Source organism: Methylobacterium sp. Leaf104, assembly GCF_001422885.1.
Lineage (GTDB): Bacteria > Pseudomonadota > Alphaproteobacteria > Rhizobiales > Beijerinckiaceae > Methylobacterium.
Window position 1 is genome coordinate 413,321 of the sequence record NZ_LMMZ01000023.1, and the last position, 23,115, is coordinate 436,435.

Genomic DNA, 23,115 nt, shown 5'->3' on the forward strand with positions numbered 1-23,115 from the left:
CGCAGCATGGCAGACGAACTAGGACCCCTGGGATCCGGGCCGATCCGGTGGCCAGGACCCGGCGACAAGCTGTTCACGTCGGGCGGCCCGGACGATGCGCTGCTGACCCCGCATCACGGCCTAAACCTCATGGCGACGGGCTATCTCTCCGCGGCCGGGCTCTTGGTCGAGAAATCGGTCGGACACGACTTCGGCCGTGACACGCTCGTTTGGCCGATTGTGTTCCTCTACCGCCAGTACCTCGAACTGGAGCTCAAGGAGGGCATCGCGGATTTCGGGGCCGCGGCAGGCATCGACGCCAACTGGACGACCCATGACCTCCGCACGCTCTGGAGGAGCTACAAGCGGACGGTTGATCACTATGAGATTGGAGGCGACGTCGAAGCGACTAAGGCGGTCGCGCGGGCCATCAACGAGTTCGCCGAGATCGACCCTGGATCGTTTTCGTTCCGGTTTCCCGTGAACAGGGATGGCAGCCGCATCGCTCGGGACGGCCACGAACGCATCGACCTCGAACGCCTCCGGGACGTGATGCGCGGCATCTCGAACTATTTGTCCGCAACCTCCGGCCTACTTACCGATATGATCAAAGCTTGGCCGGACGACGGACCAGAGTACGACGGACCAGAGTACGAGGGACCAGAGTACTAGGCCGATCCACTTGCGCTCGCGTGCGTTATTTCTCATCGATCCCCGGCATCCAGAAGGAGGTTGCGGCTGCCGTACATGCGATAAGGGGCCTAAGCCCTGGCTAGCGTCAGCCTGCGCCAGGACCCTTCCCAGGGCTCCACCATGAGGACGCGGTAGGTGTCGCCCTCGACCTCAATGGCGCAGGCGCCGGCCGTGCGGCGCTGCCGGACGCGGAACGCGGTGGAGTTCGTGAGGGCGACGATCTCCTCGCCGGCCTCCAGGTCCTCCAGGTCACCCTCGCCGGCGAGGGTGATCCGCACTGCCTCGCCGCTGTCCTTGGTGGCGTCGACGTACTGCGGCTGGATCAACTGGAGCTTCACCAGGCCGCCCCCGTCTGCGAGCGCCGACTGGACCTGCCACAAGGCGCCGGAGACCCAGAGGAGGTCCCCCTTCTCCACGTGCGGCGCGTCGGCCTCGTTGATGGAGGCGAGGGGCTCCCCGTCCAGCATGGGGACCTCGCCGCCCATCCGGTCCCGGACGATCTCCCGGCGGATGAAGCTTGCCCGGAGGGGCACCATGCCGTGCACCCTGCTCTCCAGCCGGGCGGGCTCCGCCAGACTCGATTGCGTCAGAGTGCGGGCGAGGACCGCGAACAGCGGGGAGGTCACTCGGTGGCCCCTTCGAGCGCGACCACCCTGGCCCGGAGGATGGCGACCTCGGCAGCGAGGTTGCGGAGTAGGGCGTCAATACCACGCCCGTCGACCGCGACGCCCGTACCCGACAGTGCCGTGCCTCTACTGGCACCGTACGTAACGCCCAGATCAAAACCGAGTACCTCGGCCGCGTAGGTCGTGTCCGAGCCGGTGAATTTCACGGATGCGTGCCCAGTCGAGGTCAGCGTGTGACTGTCCCGAAGGGCGAATGTGGGCTCCCCGAACGGGGAGCCGCCGGCGGCATTGACGGCCGTGTTCAGCCTGTCGACGACCCTGTCGGGGGTGGTGTCGGTGACGTAGAGCGGGACCGTGACGGGCACCCCGCCCGCCAGGAACGTGACCTCGCCGTCGGCGCTAGGGGCGTAGTAGCGGGAGGGCGCCCCGATGCCGCGGACGAAACTCTCGGTCACGGGCAGGACGGCGCTCAATCTGTCGTTGCCATGTGCCACGTCCTCCGTCGAAAGCGGGAGGCGGGCCTCGACGACCGGCTCAAGGATCGTGGCGGTGTCCAGATCCAAGCCGAGCGCAACGCGGGCCGCGGGCGAGGTGCGGGTGAAATCCAGGCGCAGGAGACCGGCGAGGGTGAGTTTGCCGGCCCCGAAATTGCCCAGCGTGACGGAGACGTCGGGCTCCAGGTATGCGGCGAACGCGTCTCGGATACCCTGCTGGTCGAGCCCGGGAGAGAGTGGGACCGTGAGCTCCATCCTGTCCTCGGGCCCGAATACGAGCTCGAAAACGACGTCGACCTGCTCGCTCCCGGTCGGCGTGACGGCGCTCGGCGCAGTGAAAGCGTAGGGGGCCGTGAGGGTGACCTGCCGGTCCAGGATGACCGGCTTTGCGGACAGGGACTCGATGGCCGCCTGGACCGTCTCGGCGTCCAGCCCGGGGACGGCCGCCAACGCGACGGCGGCCGCGTCGACCTCGGACGAGCCGCCGGACGGACGTCCCGCGAGCTCGGCGATGGCCTCCTGCACGGTGTCCCCGGCAACGCCCGGAACGGGAGCCAGGGGGACGGCCGCGGCGACGATGGCGATGATGGCGGGGATGTGGGTCTGCATGGTCAGGCGGTCCCGTCGATGGTCGCGGCGGCGAGGATGGGCAGGTCGAAATCGGAATCTGCGAGGAGGCGCAGGAGGACCTGGCCCTCGTCCGTCAGGGCCACGGTCCACGTGCCGGCGCGCAGCGGGAACATGACCGCGCGGGCGGCATCGCCTTGCTTGGCGCCAACCTGGGCGGCATGGCCGACGTACAGGGTGCGCCCGGCCGGGACGTCCAGCATGAACAGGCTGGCGGCGCCGGATACGACGCCGTCGAGGACGCCCGGAACGTCCGCATTCACGGACGCCCGGTAGACGCGGCCGCCAAGGGGAAAGGCGTCCGCGGTCTCGGCCCGCTCGAACAGGGCGCCTGCGATGTACTTGTCGGCCATGGGCCCCTCGATACGAGAGAGGGCCCGCCCGGTTGCGGACGGGCCCTCGTTTCAGGACGGGTGGGAGGCCCGGGGTTACTCGTCGTCGCCGATGACGCGGATCTTCACGACCGCGCGGGGGCGGGCGAAGAAGTGGAGGAAGCAGGCCTGCACCAGCATCTCCTCGCCCTTGCCGTGGTCGAGCTCGCGGATGGACGCGTACATGTCGAGGATCTGGCCGCGGAACTGCTTCATGTCCGAGGGGCCGGCGACGGCGCGGGCGAGGCCCTGGCCGATGGGGACCATGTAGGCGTAGTCGTCGTCGACGAAGCGCTCCAGGGTGCCGTCGGGCTTCTTGTAGTTGGTACGGCCGTAGCCGACGATGTCCACGTCCTCCAGGATCGGGATCCCCTTGCGGGCGTCCTTCTGCTGGATGAAGAAGCGGCCCGCGTCGGTCATCGCCTCCTTGGCCTGCTTGTTCTTGCGCAGGCGGCGGTTGGCGTTGCGGCCCGACACGATGACGTAGCGCTCGGCCGAGTAGGAGCCGAGCTCGTCCTCGATCTCCTCCTTCTGCTCGACGATGGTGTCGCCCAGCGAGAACTTGCTGTCGGTCAGATCCCACTCGTTGACGATCTGGGTCTCGCCGAGGCGCTTGAACACGTCCATCCAGACGGCGCCGTCGTTGTCGTAGATCCGGCCTTCGAGCCAACCCTTGGCCCGCTGGAAGCCGCGGGTCAGGGTGATGGACTGGGCCATCGGGGTGATGATCTGGTTGCGGTAGGTCTCGGCCGTCCGCATGGCGATGGACCCGGTCTCGCGGGTCGGCACCAGGAGCTCGCGCTCGTGCAGGGTGTCGGTGACCTCGTAGACCGGCAACTTCAGGTCGACGGTGTCGCGCTTGTTGCGCAGGTTCGGGGTGGGGTTACCACCGCGGCCGGTGATCGGCAGGACCTGCACGAAGCCCTGCTCCATGTCGACCTGCACGCGGTCGGTCATGCACTCGCTGGAGCTCTCGGGGATGATGCCGGCGAGGCCGTCCTCGACCACCGGCAGCTTGTTGATCGCGTCGGTGACGTTCTCGTAGTGGAAGGGATCAGGGTTGCGCTCGGCGGACATGGACGTGTCTCCAGACTGTTCGGGGGGCCGGCCGTTAGGCGCGGAAAAGGATGCCGCGGGCCTCGGCCTCGGCGATGAGGGCGGCCTTGAGCGCGGCGGTTGCGGCCGCATCCACGCCCTTCGGGTAGGGGATGCGATCCGCGAACACCTCGCCGTCGCGGGTCAGAATCGTCGCGACCTCGAACTCGCCCTCGAAGCCTTCGAGGATGCGGTCGACGAGGAAGCCCTCCAGGACCTCGGAGCCGTCGATGCCCTCGTTGTCGTAGGCAACGAGGAACCCGGTCGCGGTCAGGCGGGCGACGGGGGTGCCGGGCTCGTAGACGCGGTCGGGATTGATCTTGCCCACGTTGTAGGAACGGAGGCCGAGATCCGACTTGATGAACTCGGCGGCGTGGGTCCTGCCGGACTGGCGGGTCGCGTACATGGGTCTCTCCTGTGGTCTGGTTCAGCGACGGGCGGCCGCGCGCTCGTCGCGGTACTCGGAGCGGGTCTTGAGGGTGGTCTCCGCCGCACGGGCCCCGCCGGACGGGATCGACACGCCGGCGATCTCGCCACCCCCGGTGTGGATGGCGGCGACGCAAACGGTGCGGAGCTCGTCGACGGTGCCGCCCGTGGCAGCGATGCCTTCGAACTCCTCCAGGACGGCGGGTCCCTTCTTCGAGGCGATGCCCCGGAGGATCTGGACGTGGGCCGCACGGACCGCATCGGCAGCGGGTGCCGGGGCGGGCTTGGCCGCAGGCGGGGCGGCACGGGTCGTGAGCTTGGCCTCGGCCGCAGCGAGGGCGCTGCGAAGGCCATCGACCTCGGCCTGCACGATGGCTTCGGCCTCGGGCTCCACAACGGCCGCCTGGGCTTCGACGGCCACGGGCGGCGTCTCGGTGGAGGCCGGCGCGGGCTCGGCGGAACGGGTGGCCTTGAGGGGCGCGGGGGTGGTCTTGGGCTGGGACACGTCGGGGGCTCCTGAACGGATGCGGGCCGCGCTGTCGGCGGGCACCGCGACGAGGGACGCCTCGCGCGGCCGCCAGCGGCTGATGGTGACGAGGGGGACCTGGCCGTCCCGGAGGGAGGCGGTCTCCTCCAGGATGTCGAAGCCGACGGACACGGACCGGATGATCCCGTCCTCGATGTCGGTGGCGATGTCGGCGACGCCGTCGCGGCGGGAGAGGCGGCCGGTGCACACCAGGCCCTCGTCCGCCAACCGCGCAGACTCGATGACCCCGACGATTGCCTCCACGTCCCAGTAGGAGTGGCTGTTGAGGATGCTCGACCCCACGAGGCCGTCGTCGCCGTCGAGGCCCTCGGCCCCGGCGATGACAAGCTGCTCCTCGACCTCGGTCCACCGGGGATAGCTATCGGTGTCGGTGACCAGGTAGCGGTATGACCGGCAGGGCTTGGACGTCGCGAGGACGAACTCGAACGTCATCGCCTCGGCGTCGTAGCTCTCGGAGGGGCCGGCGGCGGCGCGGACGTTGAGCCCGAGGGCATCGCGCATCCCACGGCTCACGCGGGGCGCACGTGGCGCCGGGGGCGTGTTCGGGGCTGCGGAACGGGGCTTGGCCAAGGTGGTGCTCCAGGTATCTACCCAGAGGCTCCGCCCTCGTGCGTGGCCCGTGCAAGGCCACGCCTCCGCGTTCCGTTCAGTCCTGATCCAGGACGCTGTCCTCGCGGGAGGAGGCCTCCACCAGATCCCTCTCGCGCGCCTCCTCGGCCTCGGCCTCCGCGAGGATCCGGTCGGCCGCCTCGACCCCGCCGGCCCACGTCTCCGCCCCGACCTTCTCCTTGAACCCAAGGGCGACGTCCCGGGCGGCCGCCTTCGCCGCGCGCCTGGCCCGGACCTCGGGACGCATCCCGAACATCGAGGTGGTGACGGTGTCCTTGTCGATGACCTTGGCGTCGATGGCCTTGATCAGGGCGGAGATCTCCTGCGCCTGGCGGGTGATCTGCATGGCAGGCCACTGCCACTCGCACCGATAGGCCTCCCACAGGGGGCGGCCCGGCGGCGGGGTCCACAGGCCCAGCGCGACGACCTGGTCGATGAAGGCGATGCGGGCCGGGTTGAGCACCTGGTGCTCCATGCGGGCGTGCTCGATGTCCGCCTTCCGACGCAGCGAGATGCCGGCGAAGCTCATCGCCCGCTCGGTGATGCTCTCGTAATCGCCGGTCACCTCGTGCACCGGGGTGCCCATGCCGGCGCAGATGTAGAGCAGGTTGATCCGGACCGTGGGCTGGAAGTTGGCGTTCGCCGGAGGGGCGATCATCTTCGCCTTGAGGCCCCTGGGCGGCCGCGCGATCAGGCCGGGCGACAGGCGCATCGACCTGATGAAGGCCTGCTTGTCCGCCTCCGTGGGCTCCTCCTCGGAGCTCTGCGCATCGATGTCCTCCTCGAACATAATGGAGAGGCATTGCGCATTCAGGGCGACGCGGGTGTTGGCGTCCTCCAGGTCGCTGTTCTTGAGCGAGCGCAGGATGCCGGCCGCGAGGGGGACCTCGGGCCTGACGGCGCCGGTCTCGCTGGGCACGTGGAGATGGTAGAACTCGTCCGCCGGGACCCGAGTCTGCGTGAGGGGCGCGTTGAACCCGAAACCGGAATTGTCCCGGGGATGGCGCCGGTATGGCCAGTACGCGGCCCGTGCCCCGATGCCGTCGAGCTCGACGCCCTGCACGAACTGGTTGCCGGGCGCGATGCCTTCACCCGCCCCGGGGGAGAGCGTGTTGCTCGTCGTCAGGTACTGGCTCGAAAGGCTCTGGAACTGGAGCGGCACCAGAAGCCCGCGCTCCGGCACGAACGTGCCATCCCGGAGGCGCTTGACCTTCCGTGCCCGCTTCCGGGCGAATGCCTCGCCGTCCAGCGTGTAGTCGCGGTAAAGGTCGTCCCGGAGCCACCCCCCAAGGTCCTGCACGCCGCGGGCGTCGAACTGGGACGAGGCCGCGCACCACAGGTCGTCGAGCTCGGGGAACTTGGATACCGGGATGGGCCCGGTCGAGATCATCAACTCGCCCGTCTTCTGGACGAGGGACCTGACCCAGTTGTCGTTCCGGTACTGATGGCGCACCAGGCGTTGCGAGGGTCGGAAGAAGCGGATCGCGTCGAAGGGCCCGAGGTCCGCGACCTGGGGGACGTTGCCCCGCTGGGAGGCCGCAAGGTACGGCGGGAGGATGCGGCCGCCACCCATGGAGAAGCCCTCGCCCCGGCTGGCGTCGGGCGCGGTGACGGTGGCGAATGCCCCCCGGAGCGCGTGGGCCGCGCGGGCGATGAGGCCCGGGTTCTGGGACGCGGCCATGTCAGTATCCCGAGTCGTAGTCGACGGCGAAGTACCGCATCGTCGTCTGGATGGTCCGGTTCCTCTTGGGAGGGGCCACCGGCCGCGGCAGGCCACGGAGCTCGTGGAGCCGGCACCGCATCTGCCAGATGTCGTACTCGGCCTCGTCCCGATCCCCGAAGACGGCGCCGCCGCCGGGGCCGGTGATCTGGCGGGCGTTGGTCCCCAGTTGCCCCTGGATGTGTGCGATGCCGGCGACGCACTGCGCCTCGGTGTACTCCGCGTACGTGTTCCAGGTCGCCACTGCGCTCACCCATCGGCCTCGGCATAGACGACGTCGTATCGTCCGGACGCCCGCGCCGGGGCCTCTACGGCAACGGGGGCTGCCCCTCGCGGCCGGTCCCCGGACAGGCGCCTGACACCCGAGAGGGCGCGGGGCGCCACAGCCGGGGCGGGCGCGGGACGGGGCTCACTGCCAGCACGGTTCCCGCTGGGCCGTGGCCCGTGCAAGGCCACGGGGGCGGCGCGCGGCATGTCCGCCTTTGCGGACGATGGGCGCTCCGGCGGGGATTCCGGTTTGCGGTTGGGGCGCATCGCTCTCACGTCCTCATCCAGGCCGATGGCCTTCCTTGTCACGGCGCTCTTCCTCCACTGGTACCGCATGGCCGCGATGGCCATGACCACGCAGTCGAGCGCCTCGTTGGGATGGTGCTCGAACTCCTTCATCCACTTGGACAGGCCCGGCCGCTTCTCGTCGAAGACCAGGGTCTCGGCCGTGAGCTGGCGGAAGAAATCCGTGCCCTCAAGCGAGCGGGCGAAGTGGAACGAGAACGGCTGCCCGGGCTCGATGCCGAGGCACATGTCCACGTAGTCCTTGATCCCCTGGGTGCCGATCAGGTTGAGCTTGGTCGCGCCTCTGGCGACGGTCGCGGATCCCTGGATGGCCTCGGCCCGCTTGCCGACGTACCCCCAGGTCTCGGACCTGCCCTTCATGGCGAGGAACCGCCGGCGCCTGCTCTCGGGGTGGGCGACCATCGCCATGCCCCGCTCCTGCTCGTCGGACACGTCGATGCCCACGCGCTGGATCTTGAGGAGGCTACCGTCCGGGCGCCGCCACGGCTCGTCCACCATGTCCCATAGCTGCCGGGCGGCGTCGGGCCCGAACGGCACTAGGCGCTCCCAGTCCTCGGTCACCACGCCTTCGTCGTCCACGTGCATGGTGGGCACCCGGTCGAGGATGCGGCGGTCGAGGACCCACTTCTCCTCGTTCTTCCCCACGCCGACGAGCACCGCCTCGTGGCGAGGCAGGGTTCCGAACCGCTCCGAGCCGGTCTGCTTGTCGACCCCCCAGTACCCCTCCAGGACCTGCTGCGGGCACGGAGCCTCCCAGTCCTCGCACCGCGCCTCCAGCCCCTCCGGATCCCGCTTCCCCTCGACGTCCGGGACGTAGGGGATGCCGAGCCAAAGGTTGACGTAGTCCTGCCGCTGGGTCGGGTCGACGATGGTGGACAGGTACTTGCGGACGATGTGGATCCATCGAGTCTCGGGGTCCTTCGAGTGGATCGCCCACGTCTCGAAACCGATCAGGCCTGGCTCGTCCGGGCGCCGGGTCGGGGTGAAGGCGCCGGCCTCCATGGTCTCGTCGCGGTCGGCCTCGACAAGCCACTTGCGGCAGGCGGGGTTAGCGCACTCGTACCCGATCTCTCCGACCTCGCGGAACGTCTCGTCCTCCCCCGTCTCGGGGTTCCGGACCACGACGTCGACGCACCGGAACTTGAGGCCGGGCCCGGCGATCTCGGTCTTCGCCCCCGCCTCGGACACGTTCCGGTGGAACTCCTGCACGTGGCCGCAACATGCGAACGGCATCTTGAGGACGCGCTTGTCGGACTTGGCGTGCTCGACGGCGATGACGCTCTCGGGCACCGTGGGGGTGCCGCCGAGGTAGAGCTTGGACCCGACGTACTCGGACGCACGGCGCCCGGCGAGGCCGACCTTGTTGCCCTCCTTGCCCTTGCCGGTGGCGAAGAACACGGGGTCGCCCGCCTCGTCGATGGAGACGATGAAGCCGCGGATCGCCTTGAACGCGCCGTCGGTCTGGACGCCACGCTGCTGGAACACGGCCCCGTTGCGCAGGTAGCGGTCCGTCCACGCGTCCTGCACCCCCGAACGGCTGTCCGGGCGCAGGACGCTCGTCAACGCCGTCGAGGCCTGGAGGATGGGGTAGAGGCGGTCGTCGTGCCACTTCTGGGCATCGCCGTCTGACCGCTCGTAGAAGATCGTGTCGTAGCCTTCCCAGGCCCCGTAGTAGATATGGATGAGGGCGAGGAGGGTGGACGACCCGGCACGGGGCGGCTTGAGCCACGAGATGCGGCGCGCCCCTTCCTCCTGGAATGCGCCGGCGACGGAACGCTGGACGATGTCGAGCTCGACCGGACCCGGCCGGGGCCCGGTCGGGATGACCAGGTTGTCCTCGATCCAGTCGGCGATGGGCGTCGGTTCGTTCGGGATCAGGGCCTGGGACCCACGCTCCATCCCGTCGAACAGGGCCTCGATGCCCGGGGCCGTCAGGTCCCTCAGGACCTCCAGGTCGTAATCGTCGAATACGTCCCTATGGCGCATCGCGGATGACCTTGGCCTCGGCCTTCTGCGCCTCCGCCAGGGCCGCCCGGCAGGTCTTCTCGGCCTGCGCGTACCACCGCCTGACCTTGTCGTCCGGAAAGCCGGCCATGTCCCGGAAGATGCGGCCGGGGATCGACATGACGGTCTGGCGAATGACGCCGTTGGCGCGCTCCCTGGCGGCCTCGATGACGTCCACGGGGGCGACGGCCCCGATCACCTTAGCGGTCATGGCGAAATCGCGCTTGGCCCGGATGATCTTGACCGGGTCCTTGATCCCCATCCAGGTATGCCCCTCGGGGACGGGCGCGTTCACCAGGGCCTCCGCCGCGGCGAGCTTCTCGCGCCACTCCACGAACCGCCGGACGTTGACCTGGAACCCCACCCCCCGGGCGCCGGTGCGCTCCGTCGGCATGCCCTTCTTCAGGGCCCATTCCGAGAGCGTCCCCCGGTCGAACCCGGTCAGCCTCTCAAGCTCCACCAGGTTGACGACGGCCCCGCGATCCGACGCGGTGTCCGCATTTGCGGACGGTCCGGAATCTGGAGCGAACGGATCGGGCGAAATGCTGGGTCCGGTTTCGCGCATGAGTGCCTCGATCCCGCATTCCCGGGAGCGGTTCCCTCTTGGATGTCAGAGACTTCGCCGCGATCCGAATGGGGAATGCGGCATGTGATTTGAAAATTTCACAAGTGTTGAACGTCCGGGGGCGAATGCCTCCCCGCACGTCTCCTTTGGCCCGTGGGGACCCCGTCGACCCCATGCCAGCGTGCGCGGGGTCGGGATCCGATGCGGTGGAGCGTCGACGGCATGGCGTGGCCCGTGCAAGGCCACGCGGACGGGTTGCGTGGGCCGCAAATGGGCCGTGGAACCGGTCACCCGCCCCCTGAACGCCAGCCCCGATGCCGGAGGTTCTCCGCGAGCTCGCCCGCCATCAGGTCCGCGACCCCCCTCTGGGCCTGAGACACGGCGTCCTCGAACGGTCTCTGCATCACCGGCCGGTACTCCGCCCGGGGGATCTCCACCATCAAAATCCTGGGGCGACCGAGGTTGACCACCTTCGGCAAGGCCTTGACCTTGCCCTTGGCGTTGATGAACCTCGACTTGGCGTTGCCGTACTCGTCCGCCTGTGCACGAACCCTGGGCGGCCGGGCGATGTAGCCCATGAGACGGGACCCACCCACCTTCACCTCGCCCCTGTAGACCCCCCAGCGCCCTGCCACGGTCCTCTTGGCGTACTGCCCTTCCGCATTGCGCGCGAGCCTGGCCATGGTCGCCCCGGGAAGGTCGTGGGAGCGGTTGGGGCGTATCCCCTGCGTCAGGGCCAGGTTCTTCCAGTGCGGCACCAGGATGCGATCCTGAGCCAGTCCCACGTCGCCGGGAAACCGCGTGGTCCGGCTGTCGCCCATCGCGTACTTCATGACCACGCTCTGGGGGTCCGCTACGTACGCCTCCGCCTCGACCCCGTCCCTCAGGGACCGCCCCTTCCCCAGGCTCCGACGGTATTGCCACGCCTGGAGCATCCACGGGGTGGCGTCCTTGAAGACGTCATCGGTCGCGTCCCGCATATGGACTTTGACCGCTTTTGCGGACTCGTCGACCGTCCACGCGGCCGCCCTCTCGAATTTCCGGTACGAGACCTCGGAGACGTACTGCTCCTCCCACGACCTGATCGCGCGGGTGAGGTCCTGGACGAACCGGGCGTATGTGGGAGGGGCTGCCATGGGCGTTTCGTACCCGGCATGGCGTGGCCCGATGAAGGTCACGCCTACGGCCCTGGGAAGGGCAGGAAGGGGTATCCCGGTAGCCTACGGCCCTGACGCTGCGCGGGCTCTCCCGAGGCTACGCCCTGACCCCTGGGAGGCTCTCCCGGTGCCTACGGCCTTGACGCTGCGCGAAGGGTCCCGGAAACGACAATGCCCGCCGCGGTTTCCCGGGCGGGCATTGCTTGGGACGATGTGGTGCAAAGTCAGCCAAGTGAGAGTCTCGCGACCTCAGAGGCTAGTGTAGGACCCGCGGACGACTGCCACAAGGGGCAGGCCGTGGGTTAGCCATGGCGGCCCGGACCTCGGCATTGCGGTAGGGTTGGACGATGTGACGGCACCCGTCCTCGACTTCCCACTGGAGGGTTCTGAGGGCCTCAGCCTGTGCCGCCTCCAGTTGCTGGACGTCCACCCGATGCCATTCGATGTACTGGCGACTGGAAAGGTCGGCGACGAGGAAATGTTCGGTGAGGAGCGCCAGCCTCGCGGTCCGTTCCAAGGCCTTCCGGGCCTCCGCTTTCGCTGAGAGCCGGCGGTTCGGGGCCTTGGCGGGGGGCAGGGTCGGGGCGGCAGAGGCAGGCAAGACCACCCCTAGAGTAGCGTGACGCGGAGTGACCACTTCATCCGTAGACGTATCATCGATGGCGGCAGCCAGGGGGGCGATCTCCGTCTCAGTCACTGGCCCGGTGTACTCGATGGAGACGTCGAGCTCGATGATGTCGATGTAGCGCCGTACGGTCGCGCGGGTGATGCCGAGGACCTGGGCGGTCTCGGTGACATTGAGCCCCTCCAGGGCCATCTTCCAGCAGGTCTGAGCCATGACCTGATCGAGTCTGGCGAGCTCGGCCTTGGTCTGGCAGCCCCGGGCCGCCCGGGCCTTGGCTGCCCGTTCCGCGGGCGTCATGGGGCGATAGTCGCCCCCGGTCGGCATGAGGCGCACGAGGCCGAGCTCGCGGGCGAGCGCCTGCGTGATGCCGATCTCGTCGATGATGCGAGCGGTGCTGTAGCCGTAGACCGTGCTCCTCGTGCCGTCGCCCCAAGTGGAGGTCTCGCCCGCCTCGGCCCGACGCAGACGCTTCTCGACGGGACGCAGGTACGCCCGCAGGTTCGCCTCGGTGAGCTTGTACCCGACGCAGTAAGGGGCGAGTTTGGCGGCCCATTCCTCGGCGTCGCCGCCGGCGCCGGAGTACGCCCATGCCGAGGCGATGTGGTGCGCGATGCGTCCGCGAATGCGGCCGTCCTTCAGCCCCTGCGGGCCGAGGTGGGCGGCGACCTTCAGGAGCTCGTCCGCGATGGCGCCGTAGAACCCTGTGCCGTGGTTCGTCACCCGGGGGGCCTGCTGCGTGCGCCCCTCGGCCGCCGCCTGGGCCGCGAGGGCGGCCCGGTTCGCGTTGCACTCGGCGAGATACGCCTCCGTCTCCATACGCGAGAACGGCATGACCGCATCAGCGAACACCTCGAAATCCTGGCGCTCGACCTCGGCCCACGAGGAGGGCCAGACGAGGCGAACCGTTTCGCCGGACTTCTCGTTGCGCGTGCCCGCGAGCCGGTAGACGCGGGGCATGTCCCCAACGGCCATATCGAGGTCCATGCCATCCCACATGGCCTTCAGGCGGTCTGCCTTGGCCTGCACAGCCTCGTCGCGTGAACCCCGTCCGCTCTTGAGCGAGCCGCCCCAGAAGTGGTGGAGGGCCCGCTTGACCCGCCGCTGGGCGCTGGCCGGGAGGGGGCGTTCAGGCTGCCAGACACCCCAGATTCCGCGGCCCGAGAACGTAATGTGTGACGGACGCGGCACGCCGTTCTCGTCGAACCGCGACAGGAGTATGCCGGCGATCTCCTCGGGGGGCATCCCGAAGAACGGAGAGGCCTCGGTGATCTCGCAATCGAACCACGCGAAGGCCGAGATCTTCGCGAGGCCCTCGCCCTGGCGGGTGTCGTGAAATCTTTGGAGCGAGACGTGCGTGGCCTCGAAGGTCCTCAGGGCCCGTGGGAGGTCGCGCGGGCGGACGTCGATGGACTGCTCGAAATTGTACCCCATGAGGGTGACTAGGCCGCGGCTCCGGGCCGGGTGCAGCACGGACAGGTGAGCGATCTGGGCAGCCAGGGCGTCACGCTCCACCGAGGCACGCGGATGCGCGCCGGCACCAGCGCCAATCATGTGCGCAGGTGGGAGAGAGGGGGACTGGAGGGATTGGGTCTGCACTGATCTCTCGATGGCTGTGCGGGGCACCACTCCCGCGAACGAAGACTATGTTAGCCGCGAGGACGACATCCACAAGTCCTCCACGTCATTGCATGGGGGCGTACCCTTAACAGGGGCGGCCCCGAAGGTCCCGGAGGCCCGATCCTTCGGGTTTTGGCCCGCTTGGCGACGAATCGGTATGTGCATTCTCGCCGGTTCCCACGCCCGGGGGAACGACCTGCTCCGGCACCCTGGTGACGCCGGTCCGACGCGGCTTTGCTGAGCTCCTGACCTGTCCAGGAGAGCTCCCGTGTCACACGTCTCGTCCCATCGCGCCCGCGTCACCGACCACGCCGTTCGCCGGTTCGCCGAGCGCGTCCTGCACCGCACCGTTCCGGCCGGCCTGACCGACCGCCAGGCCGTGGGCGCGCTCCTGGCGCAGGGCGTAGACGTCGCGGACGCGCAGGCGCGCCTGGCGGCCTGGGGAGGCATCGTCCTGGCCGCCAGGCAGGTCACCGGGACCGTCCTCGTGCCTGAGGAGGGCATGCGCGTGCGCGTGGCCGACGGCGTCGTGGTGACCGTCCTGACGCCTCCGCCGCGTGTCCGTCCCGCCCGTCACCTCATGGCCATGGAGCGCGCCGCCTGACGGGGCGTGGCCTTGCACGGGCCACGGGGCGGCAGGTCCCCTGGGGACACTGAGGCCGTCACCGGCGGCCATGCCCCCGAGGCCCCGTGTCCGCCCAAATCATCCCATTCCCCGAACGGCCGCTCGCCGACCCCTGCGGGGATCCGGTCGCCTGCGGTCACCTCGTCGAGCTCCCGGGCTCCGAGGGACGCACCCTGGTCTGCCTGCGCTGCGGGCTGGCCGGCCATGACGACACCCGCCTGACCGCCCTCGACGCGGCTCTCGCAATCGAGGAGGCCGCCGGTGCCTAACCTGCCCGCTCCCTACGCCTGGCTGGCTCGCGAGACCGGCCCGAATATTCTGCTGGAGGCCCTCGCCCTCTACGGGACCAAGGAGACGCCCGGCGCCGCCTCGAACCCCGCCATCCTGGCCTGGGCTCGCGAGACGGGCGTCGCCGGCGCCTACGTGAATGACGGCATCGCCTGGTGCGGCCTGTTCGTCGCGGTGGTGGCCAAGCGCGCCGGTTTCGAGCCGGTCAAGAACCCCCTGTGGGCCCGCAACTGGGCAACGTTCGGGACCAAGGCGGACAAGCCAAGCCTGGGCGACGTCCTGGTGTTCGAGCGCGCCGGGGGCGGCGGCCACGTCGGCCTCTACATCGGCGAGAGCGCGACCGTCTTCTACGTCCTGGGAGGCAACCAGGGGGACGCGGTCAGCATCGCGCCCATCGCCAAGGGCCGCCTCCTCGCCGTCCGCCGTTGCCCCTGGAAGATCGCCCAACCCGCCGGCGTCCGCCCCATCCGTCTCGCCGTGACCGGTGCCCTCTCGACGAACGAGGCCTGAGGTGACCGCGCTCCTCGGCCTCCTCGGATCCGGGCTCGGACCCGCTGGCATCGTCGCCGCCCTCGTGGCCGCGACGGTCGCCGCCTGGGTCTACCTCGGGCGGGCCGGGGCACTCGCGGTCGCGCTGCTCGGCCTGGTGCTCGTGGCGTACGTCGCCGGGGCCCGCCAGGCCACCGTCGCGGCCGACCTGGCGACCGCCTATGCGGACACCGCCCGGGCCATGGCCGCCCTTGCCGAGGAACGCCGCCAGGTCACCGCGGCCGCCTCCATCGCCGCCGCGGACGCCCGTCGGGCAATGGCGGCCGAGGACGCCGCGGAGGCCTCGACGAATCGCCTGCGCGATCTGGAGGCCTCCCTGACCGCAAAGGCGGACACGACCTGCGCCACGGCCGACGACGCGCGTCGTCTGAGGGACCTGTGATGCGCCTCGCCCTCGTGCCCGCCGTCGCCGCCCTCGGCCTCATGCTCGGGGGCTGCCCCGACAAGGCCGCTCTCGACCTCTCGACCCGGCCCAACCTGCCGCCGGTCCCTGCCGACCTTACCGCCTGCTTTGCGCGGGCATTCCCGGAGATTCCGGATCGGGCCCTGTCCCGTGCCGACGTCGTCCGGATCATCGCAACCGCCAAGCTCACGGACCGCGCCAAGACGGCGTGCGGCGAGCGGCTCCTCGCCTGGGCGTCCGACGTCCAGCGCGAGTACGGGAGACACTGACGTGGACGCCATCCTCACCACCCTCGTTGGCGATGCCAAGCCGCTCGCCCTGATCGCTGGCATCCTCGGGGCCGTGCTCCTGGCATGGCCCTGGATCCGGAAGAATTTCCGCGAGATCTCGGATGCCGAGGCCATCCGCGTGGCCGGCGACGCCCTTCGCAAGGAGATGGGCGAGCTCCTGGACAAGGAACAAGCGAAGGTCGTCACGTTGACGGCGTCCCTCGACGAGGCGTCGACGCAGATGCGCGGCCTCCGGGAGGAGAACGGTGGGCTCAAGGCCGACATGGCGAGCCTGCGCAAGGAGGTCCGGGCCATGGTCCGCATGTGCCTGTCCATGCGCCGGGCGATGCAGCGTGCCGTCGACACCGGAGACTGCGCACCCCTCCGCCTGTGGCTCGACCTAAACCCCGGCGACGAGGACGAGGACATGAGGCCCGCGGCATGACCCCGGCGGCCGGCCTCCTCGCGCTCTACTGCGTCGCCGCGGCGCCGTCGCCGTCCGTGAATGCGGACGTGCTCGCCGCTCTCCAAGGCGCCCCGGTGCCGGCCGCGGCCGCAAAGGCGGACGTGGCCCTGGCCATCCGGGCGGCGGCCGCCATGCGCAAGGGGGACCGTCATGGCCGTTGAGATCGCCACTCGTGCCGTCATCGAGGCCGCGAACGCCCTGGTGCGGTCCCGCCGGTGGTACCTCGAACTGCCCGACGACCGGCCCCTGCCGGACGATCTCGCGGCCGCCCTCGAACGGGCCCTCGCCGCCCTCAACGCCGCGGAGGCCTCCCATGTGTGACGCGGATCCCTGCCGCAGGGCCCTGACGCCCGTCGAGGAGGCCCGCCTGTTCGCCATCGACGCCCTCCGTGCCGCCCGTGCCGCGATGGCGGCGCCCGGGGTCCCCGCCGGCGAGGCCATGCTGGCGGTCTTCACCGTTCTCGCCGCGGCCGCCCTGTTCCCGGAGCTCGTCACGGATCCTCCCGCAGGGGGCTAGTGACGGTCGTTCCGGGCGGTGGATGATGGGCTCCTCACCAACTCAGGAGCCCCCCGTGAAGCCCGAGTACCTCGAACTCGCCACCAAGCTCAACGCGACGCGTCAGGGCTACATCCACGAAGTGGAGACCTGGAGCGGCCGCTCGCTCACCCAGGGCAAACCCGGGGCTCACCGGGGGTTCGCCTTCGGGATCGAGCTCGATGCCGGCATCGAGGATGCCCTCTCGGGCGCGCTGCTGCACGAGCTCTACCGCCGGATCGCCTCCCTCGGCGTCGAGCTCCAGGGCCTCGGTCTCGACGTCGCAGAATACGCGGAGCCTTTCTGAGCCATGGCCCGTACGAAGGAGGAGGCCCGGGCGCTCCGTGAGGCGGTGCTAGACCGCTGGGCGTCCGGCATGGCCATGGCCGAGATCGCCAGCGAATGCGGCATCACCCGCCCGTACGTCGGCGTCATCCTGAACGGCGCCCGGGCGAGGTTGGACCGCCGCGCCGGGTATCGCTACGCCGTCCACGGCCTCGTGCGGCTCTCGCCCGCGCCCGCCCCGGTACGGCCTGCGCAAGCCCTGACGCCGCCCGCCCCTCCACGTCCGGGCGGGAGGCCAGACCCTGCCCGCCGGGAGGCCATCCTCGACGCATGGGCGTCGGGACTCGATGCCCCCACCATCGCCGCCCCTCTCGGTATGCGGTGGCGGTCGGTCATAATGGTGGTCGTCAGGGCACGGGCGAAGGGGGACCGCCGTGCCCATCGCCGGCAGCCCGATGCGGCTAACGGCCTGACCGACGCGTACCGCCGGACCCTCGACCGGCTGGATCGCCTCTACGGGGTCCGCGCCGTGCTCCAGGAGGACGCCCGTGTCGCGGCGTGACTACGTGCTCCACGAGTGGCTGCCAGAGCATGGCACCTGGCTCGCCCTAGTGTGCTCCGTCCTTGCCGGCGTCACCGCGCCGGACGTCCCGGGCGCCGCGCAGGCCCTTGCCTGGCTGGGCGCGGCCGTGTTCTGGCTGGGGTTCCTGCTCGTCCTGCGCGCGCTCACATGGAAACCCTGGCCGGAGCCCGAGGCCGCGCGACGGCCGTATGCGGAAAACGTCGTGCCGCTGCGCCCTGGCCCGGACCGGCCGGCCTGATCGAGCACGCGAAAAACGAATCGCTATCATTCGTTGTCAGCCCCTCGCGGAGGGGCGTCCCCCCGGAGGCGCTGTAACGCCTCAACGGAGGGACTGACCCAGACAACGGATGGTCCCGATGTCCAAGGCTGACAACCACTCTACCACGCTCCCCGCCACCATCACCACGCCCACGCCGGTGGTCATGCTCGTCGACGGCGAGCCCATGGCGGACAGCCGCGAGATCTCGCTGCGGTTCGGCAAGCGGCACGACCACGTCCTGCGCAGCATCGACGCCCTGGTCGCGTCCGGCGAGGACCTTGGGTACGCCCGGTTCGCCCCCGCCAGCTACGACCTGGATGTGCTCCCCAAAAATGGGGAGGAGGGTCGGAGCCACGTCCGCACCCACCGCTGCTACCGGATGAACGAGGCCGCGTTCAGCCTCGTGGTCATGGGGTTCACCGGCGGCAAGGCGCTCCGGTGGAAGGTGGCCTACGCCACCGCGTTCCGCGCGATGGAGACGGAGCTACGGGCCCGGCAGGCTCCCGCCCCGGCGCTGGACCTGAACGACCCCGCCGCCCTCAGGGGACTCCTCCTCGGGTATTCCGAGCAACTCCTCGCCGCCAGGGCCGAGGTCGCCCAGACCCGGCAGGCCCTCGTGGTCACGGAGCAGCGTGCGGCCGTTGCCGAGACGGTCATCGCCGAGACCCGCCCGGCGGTCGAGTTCTACCACCAGTTCGCCGAGGCGGGCGGGCTCTACAACCTCCAGAACGCCGGCCGGGCCCTCGGCGCCCCGCCCAACGGGTTCGTCGCCTGGCTCCGCAAGGCCTACCTGTTCAACCAGGGCGGCAGCCTCGTGCCCAAGGCGCCCTTCATCAAGATGGGCCTATTCGAGGTTCGGGTCGTCATCGTCAATGACGTCGCGCGGTCCCAGTCCCTCGTGACCCCCTGGGGCCTGACCTACCTGGCCAAGGCCTGGGCCAAGGCGGAGGCCGAGAAGCGGCGCGCGGCGTCGGAACAGGACCTGTTCGGGAACGCGGCCTGACCGTGCAGCGAAAGCGTAGCTAACCCCGGTCAGCTACGCATCACCGCCGTCCGGGCATCCCGGGCGGCATCCTCGCGGGCACGGATCGCCCCTGCCTCGGAACGGTACTCGTCGCTCCTCCACCACCAGCGCCGGTGGAACAGGCGCAGGAACCGGGTCTTCTTGATAGGCTCCGCCAGGACCGCCGCCTCGGCCTCGTCCGCGCGCTCATCTGCGGTCATCGCCATTCTGCACAGAGGAAGCCCATGGCGCTGGGCGACATCGTCGTACGCTGCTTGAAACGCCGTCTCGTATTGAAGCTCGGCGCTGCCATCGTCGTACGTCCTGCCCGTAATCCGGAGGGCTGGGTCAGATGGCGCGCATGCCTTTAACGCTCTGCTCAGTATCTGTATTTGCGCCAACCTTCCCGCATCCGTAGCTTTCTCAGATGCCTTGGCTTTTGCAAGTTGGCGCTCCAAGCGCTCCGCGTAGCGCTGCCACGACATCGTAGCCTCTGCCTGGTCCGCGACAGCATCACGGGCCGCCCAAACTAGACCAATCCGCGCATAGTCGACACCCTGATATCCACTCACTGTACCACCCTCCCATCAGGAATAATCCTGATAAACGGCAATTCTATAGAGACTAGCGACGGAGCATATCCCCCTCCCACATCGAGCCCAGGGACAACTGCCGGTGGCAGGCTAAAAATCGCACGAGGGTTAACGTACGCCTATTGCTATACGCAAAGGCGGGCCGCATATTGGGTCCAGGAGACGGTTACGCCGCTCCCCCTCAAACGATGGACACCTCCTCGATGGCTTCCTCCCCCCTTCCCACCACGCTCACGACGCCCACCGCCCTGATCCGACTGACCCTGGATCAGATGGAGCGCACAGCCGCGATCCTCAGCAAGCACGGGCTCGACGACATCGTGGCCGTGCTTGCCGGCGACCTGCACGGCTACGGCCCGACCGGGCACCTGGTCATCCGCGGCGGCTGGACCGTCTGGGCATACGACCCCCAGGACGGCGAGCCCGAGGGCGTGGGCGCCCAGCCCACGCGGCCCGATGACCAAGACCTGATCAGGCCCGGCACCCGGATCGTCTGCCGGAACGCGTCCGCGTTCGAGGTGACCCGGATAGTCAGGGACGCCCGGGCAAACACCCCGGCCTAAGCCCCCCCAGCCCCCCGGGTTCGCCGGGGGGCCAGCCTCCGAGGCTCACATGCTCCCGTCCGACAAACCCCCAGCGAAGCGCATTGGTCGCCCGCCTTTGCCCCCGACGTCGACGACCGTCCTCGCTCAAGTCGGCCGCCTGATCCTGGGGCGCGAGTGGCAGCGCCCGATGGCACGCCTGCTCGGGCAACTGCACCCCGAGGGCCCACGCGAGACGATGGATCCGCGTCTGATCCAGCGCTGGGCCGGTGGCCTCCGCCGGGTCCCCGAGTGGGTCGTCCCGAAGCTGACGGAGCTCCTGGAAATGAGGGCGGTAGAGCTCCAGCGACAGTCGCGGGAGGCCTACGAACTCGCAGAGCAACTCAAGCATCACGGTCTCGCCGAACCACCAGTCGATCCCAGCACACTCGACGAATACGACGAATACTAGAACTGCCCCCCGTCTCAGGAGCCCCTCGTGTCGTACACGCACATCACCCCCGCGGCCCGTTCCATCGCGTTGAGCCTGGCCAATGGCCGCTATCAAGATTCCCTTCTCGGTGGCTCTGAGGCTTGGAGCGGATCCACGCTCAAGGGTAGCGCTCGCAAGCACAGCGGGCGCTACCATGCCTCGCGCCAGGACCTCCTCGCGCGCCTGCGGGCGTGCCCGGACCTTGAGGTCCGCGACGTGACCGGCCCGCACAACAGGCGCGAACTCGACATCCGCGTCGTCGGCGAGCTCACCGCGGACGTGACCGGCGAGGACGCCGAGGCGCTCGCCGGAATCGCAGCCTGAGCCGTCCTCGGGTGTGTCAGATTTCCTGACACACCCCGACCTCCCGCCAGTCGCCTCTCAGGGGGACACTGGCCGGGGGCCGGATACTCCGGTTCACCGCACGCACCCCATGAGGGAGCCCTATCCGCCGGCAGGGCACCGGCACCCCCCCATGGGACATTTCCGATGATCGACCTCAACACCCGCATCGAGACTGCCGAGACCAGGGCCGCCTGCAAGATGGGCATGGCCAAGACGCGCCGGCACTTCCACATCCTCCTCGCCCCGGAGGACGCAAAGGCGCTGGGCGTCTGCGGCGGCTCGCTCAACCTCGATGTCGCCGCCCGCCAGGGCACGGTCGACCTGGTCTACGCCTCCGTCGACGGCGCCTGCCGCGAGATCTCGGACGAGCCCTCCGAGCCCGAGGCGCAGGCTCTGACCGTCGCCCACGCGCGCCGCAACCCGGTCGGCGCCGCGCTGGAGCTCCTGCGTATCGACCTCGAACGCCGCGCTGCCTGATCCCACCACCCGCCGGGGCCCAGCGCCCCGGCCCCTCTCCGGGCGCCTCCGACATGGGGCGTCGGGACGGGGGCCGGCACACCCGCCCGCTGCCCGATCAGGAGCTCGCAAATGCTTTTCCCGTCTACCTTGGGCCCCACCGGCGCCCGAGTCCCCACCGAGGCCGAGGCCAAGGTGTTCGCCAGGCGGCCGCTCCACTGCCGAGCGACCGGGGCCTCTCTGTCGTACCCGCAGCGCAAGGTGCTCTCCCTCGCGACGTCCGATCTGCTTGGGTTCCCCGTCTGGGCGATTGCCCAGCTGGAAGGCATGACCAAGGTCGAGGTCCTCGCCCATGCCCGCGCCCTGCATGTCCGGGGCCTGGTCCACCTCGACCGCGTTGACGGTGAAGCGCACCTTTTTCCGTGCCCCCTCGGCCTCCGCGTCAAGAACCGGGCGCGCCACGTCGCGAAGGCGCTCGGTCATGGCGCATAGGCCTCGCTCCGCCGCGGAGCACATCGCGGAGATCGCCGCACGGGTCGCCGCTCGTGCGATGGAGCCCGCCGCCGAGACCAAGCCCGAGCGCGAGTGGCAGCATGCCAAGCGCGACCGCCATGAAGTTGGCGGCAACGGAGGGCCCCTGTTGGAGCCCGTCGGACCCGACCTGCGCTTCGGTGCTCGCGAGGTCCTCAAGGTCGCCGAGTTGATGCTCGGTAGCCGGTGCACGACCTCCGCCGCGCTGCTCCTCGGCGAGAATCCCAGGCAGGTCCGCCGGTGGAGGTCTGGCGATGCCGAGCCACCCCGGGCGGCTCGGCACTGGCTGGTCATGGAATGCCGGACCCGGATCGCGGAGCTCCAGGCCGCGGTCGAGGAGCTCGCGAGACTCGATCCGCCGCCACCACCGCCGGAGCCCCCCGCTCCGACCGCACCCCAGCGCCAGCCCTGCGATCCCAGGCAAGTCGACCTTGAGGACTGGCTCGACGCGACGAAACCCTAGCCTAAGCGAGGGCGATCTCCCGTGATCGGGAGACCCCAGATATCGACTGACTGGCCAGGGACGGGGATCCACCGACCGGCCCGTACCGCATCGACGCCGGCGGCCACAGCCGCGGCTCGATCCGGCCCCAACATTCTCATGCGTGCTCTGAGACGCGCGGCCCCTGGGCGAGCCGCGATACGTGCGAGTGCATGCTCGACACTACTCCCCCCGTCTCGTCCACTGCATTCGTCAGGTCCGCCAACGCGTCCAACAGGGACCGCTCCGCCGGCACCTCGTCCGGCGCCAGGGCCGTGATCAGGGCCTCCAGCAGCCTGCGCTGCGCGGCTTGCTCCGCAATGATCTGATCCAACCTGCTGTCCATTTCCATCTCCATGCTTCTCTAGGGTGAGGCCCGCCAGGCGTGCCTTGACGGCCGCTGCGGGAATTCGTGTGCCGTCTGCCCGGCGTGCGGCCGCCCCGACGAGACGAGTGGCGAGATGGGCAGTGCCGCTGCCGTCCACGATGACCGGACCGGACCGCCCCTCGCGAAGGTCGAGGCCTCGTTCACGGAGCGCCGCCAGAAACGAATCGCCTTCGTCGGACACCCGCCATGCCTCCAGCGCGGCCGCCCGCAGGTCGTCGAGGGGGACGCCGGTGCGCTCCTGGATCAGGCGCTCGGTCGGTGACAGGCGGGCCACGGGGCGCTCCGCCGTCGTTGCGCCGGCGGCTTCCATCCAG

Annotated in this window: 35 protein-coding genes; 21 read left to right on the plus strand and 14 right to left on the minus strand. The window is 69.7% G+C overall.

Annotated features, from left to right (window positions below):
* The first annotated feature begins 6 nt into the window (after nt 1-6).
* Complete coding sequence (locus tag ASF49_RS14400) at nt 7-651, plus strand: hypothetical protein (protein ID WP_156653016.1); 645 nt, start codon at nt 7-9, stop codon at nt 649-651.
* 89 nt (nt 652-740) lie between these two features.
* Here ASF49_RS14400 and ASF49_RS14405 read toward each other — a convergent pair whose 3' ends face one another.
* The 12 genes from ASF49_RS14405 to ASF49_RS14460 all read right to left on the minus strand — a co-directional run bounded on the left by ASF49_RS14405 (nt 741) and on the right by ASF49_RS14460 (nt 13,623).
* Nucleotides 741-1,298 (minus strand): head-tail joining protein, encoded by a 558-nt coding sequence (locus ASF49_RS14405; RefSeq protein ID WP_056473915.1) that lies wholly within the window; start codon nt 1,296-1,298, stop codon nt 741-743.
* A complete protein-coding gene (locus ASF49_RS14410) occupies nt 1,295-2,401 on the minus strand; it encodes a hypothetical protein (protein WP_056473917.1) in 1,107 nt (368 codons plus the stop codon). Before ASF49_RS14410 ends, ASF49_RS14405 begins: the two co-directional genes overlap by 4 nt.
* Nucleotides 2,402-2,403: 2 nt before the next feature.
* Nucleotides 2,404-2,772 (minus strand): hypothetical protein, encoded by a 369-nt coding sequence (locus ASF49_RS14415; protein WP_056473919.1) that lies wholly within the window; start codon nt 2,770-2,772, stop codon nt 2,404-2,406.
* A 75-nt stretch (nt 2,773-2,847) separates the two neighbouring features.
* A complete protein-coding gene (locus ASF49_RS14420; RefSeq protein WP_056473921.1) occupies nt 2,848-3,867 on the minus strand; it encodes a major capsid protein in 1,020 nt (339 codons plus the stop codon).
* Nucleotides 3,868-3,901: 34 nt separating this feature from the next.
* On the minus strand, nt 3,902-4,291 hold the full coding sequence (locus ASF49_RS14425; RefSeq protein WP_056473923.1) for a head decoration protein: 390 nt from the start codon (nt 4,289-4,291) through the stop codon (nt 3,902-3,904).
* A 21-nt stretch (nt 4,292-4,312) separates the two neighbouring features.
* Nucleotides 4,313-5,359, minus strand: coding sequence for an HK97 family phage prohead protease (locus tag ASF49_RS14430; protein WP_056473926.1), 1,047 nt, complete (start codon nt 5,357-5,359; stop codon nt 4,313-4,315).
* Nucleotides 5,360-5,504: 145 nt separating this feature from the next.
* Nucleotides 5,505-7,148, minus strand: coding sequence for a phage portal protein (locus ASF49_RS14435; RefSeq protein ID WP_056473928.1), 1,644 nt, complete (start codon nt 7,146-7,148; stop codon nt 5,505-5,507).
* 1 nt (nt 7,149) lies between these two features.
* On the minus strand, nt 7,150-7,440 hold the full coding sequence (locus ASF49_RS14440; RefSeq protein WP_056473930.1) for a hypothetical protein: 291 nt from the start codon (nt 7,438-7,440) through the stop codon (nt 7,150-7,152).
* The gene (locus ASF49_RS14445) at nt 7,437-9,746 is read right to left on the minus strand and encodes a terminase gpA endonuclease subunit (protein WP_056473933.1); all 2,310 of its coding nucleotides are present in this window, start codon (nt 9,744-9,746) and stop codon (nt 7,437-7,439) included. The genes ASF49_RS14440 and ASF49_RS14445 overlap by 4 nt, the downstream gene beginning before the upstream one ends.
* On the minus strand, nt 9,736-10,224 hold the full coding sequence (locus tag ASF49_RS14450; protein WP_156653017.1) for a hypothetical protein: 489 nt from the start codon (nt 10,222-10,224) through the stop codon (nt 9,736-9,738). The genes ASF49_RS14445 and ASF49_RS14450 overlap by 11 nt, the downstream gene beginning before the upstream one ends.
* 392 nt (nt 10,225-10,616) lie before the next feature.
* Nucleotides 10,617-11,465, minus strand: a complete 849-nt coding sequence (locus ASF49_RS14455) for a hypothetical protein (protein ID WP_056473936.1) — start codon at nt 11,463-11,465, stop codon at nt 10,617-10,619.
* A gap of 277 nt (nt 11,466-11,742) precedes the next feature.
* The gene (locus tag ASF49_RS14460; protein ID WP_056473939.1) at nt 11,743-13,623 is read right to left on the minus strand and encodes a hypothetical protein; all 1,881 of its coding nucleotides are present in this window, start codon (nt 13,621-13,623) and stop codon (nt 11,743-11,745) included.
* 373 nt (nt 13,624-13,996) lie between these two features.
* Here ASF49_RS14460 and ASF49_RS14465 point away from each other — a divergent pair, with 373 nt between their 5' ends.
* The 13 genes from ASF49_RS14465 to ASF49_RS14520 all read left to right on the plus strand — a co-directional run bounded on the left by ASF49_RS14465 (nt 13,997) and on the right by ASF49_RS14520 (nt 18,993).
* The gene (locus ASF49_RS14465; RefSeq protein WP_056473941.1) at nt 13,997-14,332 is read left to right on the plus strand and encodes a hypothetical protein; all 336 of its coding nucleotides are present in this window, start codon (nt 13,997-13,999) and stop codon (nt 14,330-14,332) included.
* An 86-nt stretch (nt 14,333-14,418) separates the two neighbouring features.
* On the plus strand, nt 14,419-14,622 hold the full coding sequence (locus ASF49_RS14470) for a hypothetical protein (RefSeq protein ID WP_056145448.1): 204 nt from the start codon (nt 14,419-14,421) through the stop codon (nt 14,620-14,622).
* Nucleotides 14,615-15,151, plus strand: a complete 537-nt coding sequence (locus tag ASF49_RS14475; protein WP_056473944.1) for a TIGR02594 family protein — start codon at nt 14,615-14,617, stop codon at nt 15,149-15,151. Before ASF49_RS14470 ends, ASF49_RS14475 begins: the two co-directional genes overlap by 8 nt.
* Nucleotide 15,152: 1 nt before the next feature.
* Complete coding sequence (locus ASF49_RS14480) at nt 15,153-15,572, plus strand: hypothetical protein (protein ID WP_056473947.1); 420 nt, start codon at nt 15,153-15,155, stop codon at nt 15,570-15,572.
* Nucleotides 15,572-15,862, plus strand: coding sequence for a hypothetical protein (locus tag ASF49_RS14485; RefSeq protein ID WP_056473949.1), 291 nt, complete (start codon nt 15,572-15,574; stop codon nt 15,860-15,862). The genes ASF49_RS14480 and ASF49_RS14485 overlap by 1 nt, the downstream gene beginning before the upstream one ends.
* Before the next feature lies 1 nt (nt 15,863).
* Nucleotides 15,864-16,307, plus strand: a complete 444-nt coding sequence (locus ASF49_RS14490; RefSeq protein ID WP_056473953.1) for a hypothetical protein — start codon at nt 15,864-15,866, stop codon at nt 16,305-16,307.
* On the plus strand, nt 16,304-16,489 hold the full coding sequence (locus ASF49_RS14495) for a hypothetical protein (protein ID WP_056473955.1): 186 nt from the start codon (nt 16,304-16,306) through the stop codon (nt 16,487-16,489). The genes ASF49_RS14490 and ASF49_RS14495 overlap by 4 nt, the downstream gene beginning before the upstream one ends.
* Nucleotides 16,479-16,649, plus strand: coding sequence for a hypothetical protein (locus ASF49_RS24240; protein WP_200930054.1), 171 nt, complete (start codon nt 16,479-16,481; stop codon nt 16,647-16,649). Before ASF49_RS14495 ends, ASF49_RS24240 begins: the two co-directional genes overlap by 11 nt.
* On the plus strand, nt 16,642-16,845 hold the full coding sequence (locus ASF49_RS14500; RefSeq protein WP_056473956.1) for a hypothetical protein: 204 nt from the start codon (nt 16,642-16,644) through the stop codon (nt 16,843-16,845). The genes ASF49_RS24240 and ASF49_RS14500 overlap by 8 nt, the downstream gene beginning before the upstream one ends.
* Nucleotides 16,846-16,900: 55 nt before the next feature.
* Complete coding sequence (locus ASF49_RS14505) at nt 16,901-17,170, plus strand: hypothetical protein (protein WP_056473959.1); 270 nt, start codon at nt 16,901-16,903, stop codon at nt 17,168-17,170.
* A 3-nt stretch (nt 17,171-17,173) separates the two neighbouring features.
* Nucleotides 17,174-17,710 carry a hypothetical protein gene (locus tag ASF49_RS14510; protein WP_056473961.1) on the plus strand — a complete coding sequence of 179 codons (537 nt, stop codon included), beginning with the start codon at nt 17,174-17,176 and terminating at the stop codon, nt 17,708-17,710.
* Nucleotides 17,697-17,969 (plus strand): hypothetical protein, encoded by a 273-nt coding sequence (locus ASF49_RS14515; RefSeq protein WP_056473963.1) that lies wholly within the window; start codon nt 17,697-17,699, stop codon nt 17,967-17,969. The genes ASF49_RS14510 and ASF49_RS14515 overlap by 14 nt, the downstream gene beginning before the upstream one ends.
* 118 nt (nt 17,970-18,087) lie before the next feature.
* Nucleotides 18,088-18,993, plus strand: a complete 906-nt coding sequence (locus ASF49_RS14520) for a phage regulatory protein/antirepressor Ant (protein WP_056473965.1) — start codon at nt 18,088-18,090, stop codon at nt 18,991-18,993.
* A gap of 29 nt (nt 18,994-19,022) precedes the next feature.
* Here ASF49_RS14520 and ASF49_RS14525 read toward each other — a convergent pair whose 3' ends face one another.
* A complete protein-coding gene (locus ASF49_RS14525) occupies nt 19,023-19,214 on the minus strand; it encodes a hypothetical protein (RefSeq protein ID WP_156653018.1) in 192 nt (63 codons plus the stop codon).
* 575 nt (nt 19,215-19,789) lie between these two features.
* Here ASF49_RS14525 and ASF49_RS14530 point away from each other — a divergent pair.
* From ASF49_RS14530 to ASF49_RS14555, 6 genes are all read left to right on the plus strand, one after another.
* Complete coding sequence (locus ASF49_RS14530) at nt 19,790-20,149, plus strand: hypothetical protein (protein WP_156653019.1); 360 nt, start codon at nt 19,790-19,792, stop codon at nt 20,147-20,149.
* A gap of 49 nt (nt 20,150-20,198) precedes the next feature.
* Nucleotides 20,199-20,579, plus strand: a complete 381-nt coding sequence (locus tag ASF49_RS14535; RefSeq protein ID WP_200930055.1) for a hypothetical protein — start codon at nt 20,199-20,201, stop codon at nt 20,577-20,579.
* A gap of 27 nt (nt 20,580-20,606) precedes the next feature.
* Entirely contained in the window at nt 20,607-20,924 is a 318-nt protein-coding gene (locus ASF49_RS14540) for a hypothetical protein (RefSeq protein ID WP_056473973.1), read from the plus strand.
* 165 nt (nt 20,925-21,089) lie between these two features.
* A complete protein-coding gene (locus ASF49_RS14545; protein ID WP_056473975.1) occupies nt 21,090-21,422 on the plus strand; it encodes a hypothetical protein in 333 nt (110 codons plus the stop codon).
* Between the two features lie 111 nt (nt 21,423-21,533).
* Entirely contained in the window at nt 21,534-21,893 is a 360-nt protein-coding gene (locus ASF49_RS14550; protein WP_056473977.1) for a hypothetical protein, read from the plus strand.
* A complete protein-coding gene (locus ASF49_RS14555; RefSeq protein WP_056473980.1) occupies nt 21,883-22,395 on the plus strand; it encodes a hypothetical protein in 513 nt (170 codons plus the stop codon). The genes ASF49_RS14550 and ASF49_RS14555 overlap by 11 nt, the downstream gene beginning before the upstream one ends.
* Nucleotides 22,396-22,531: 136 nt before the next feature.
* Here ASF49_RS14555 and ASF49_RS23730 read toward each other — a convergent pair whose 3' ends face one another.
* Nucleotides 22,532-22,759 (minus strand): hypothetical protein, encoded by a 228-nt coding sequence (locus tag ASF49_RS23730; protein ID WP_056474431.1) that lies wholly within the window; start codon nt 22,757-22,759, stop codon nt 22,532-22,534.
* Between the two features lie 115 nt (nt 22,760-22,874).
* Between ASF49_RS23730 and ASF49_RS23735 the strand changes: the two genes are divergently transcribed.
* The gene (locus ASF49_RS23735) at nt 22,875-23,063 is read left to right on the plus strand and encodes a hypothetical protein (RefSeq protein WP_056473983.1); all 189 of its coding nucleotides are present in this window, start codon (nt 22,875-22,877) and stop codon (nt 23,061-23,063) included.
* Nucleotides 23,064-23,115: the final 52 nt, after the last annotated feature.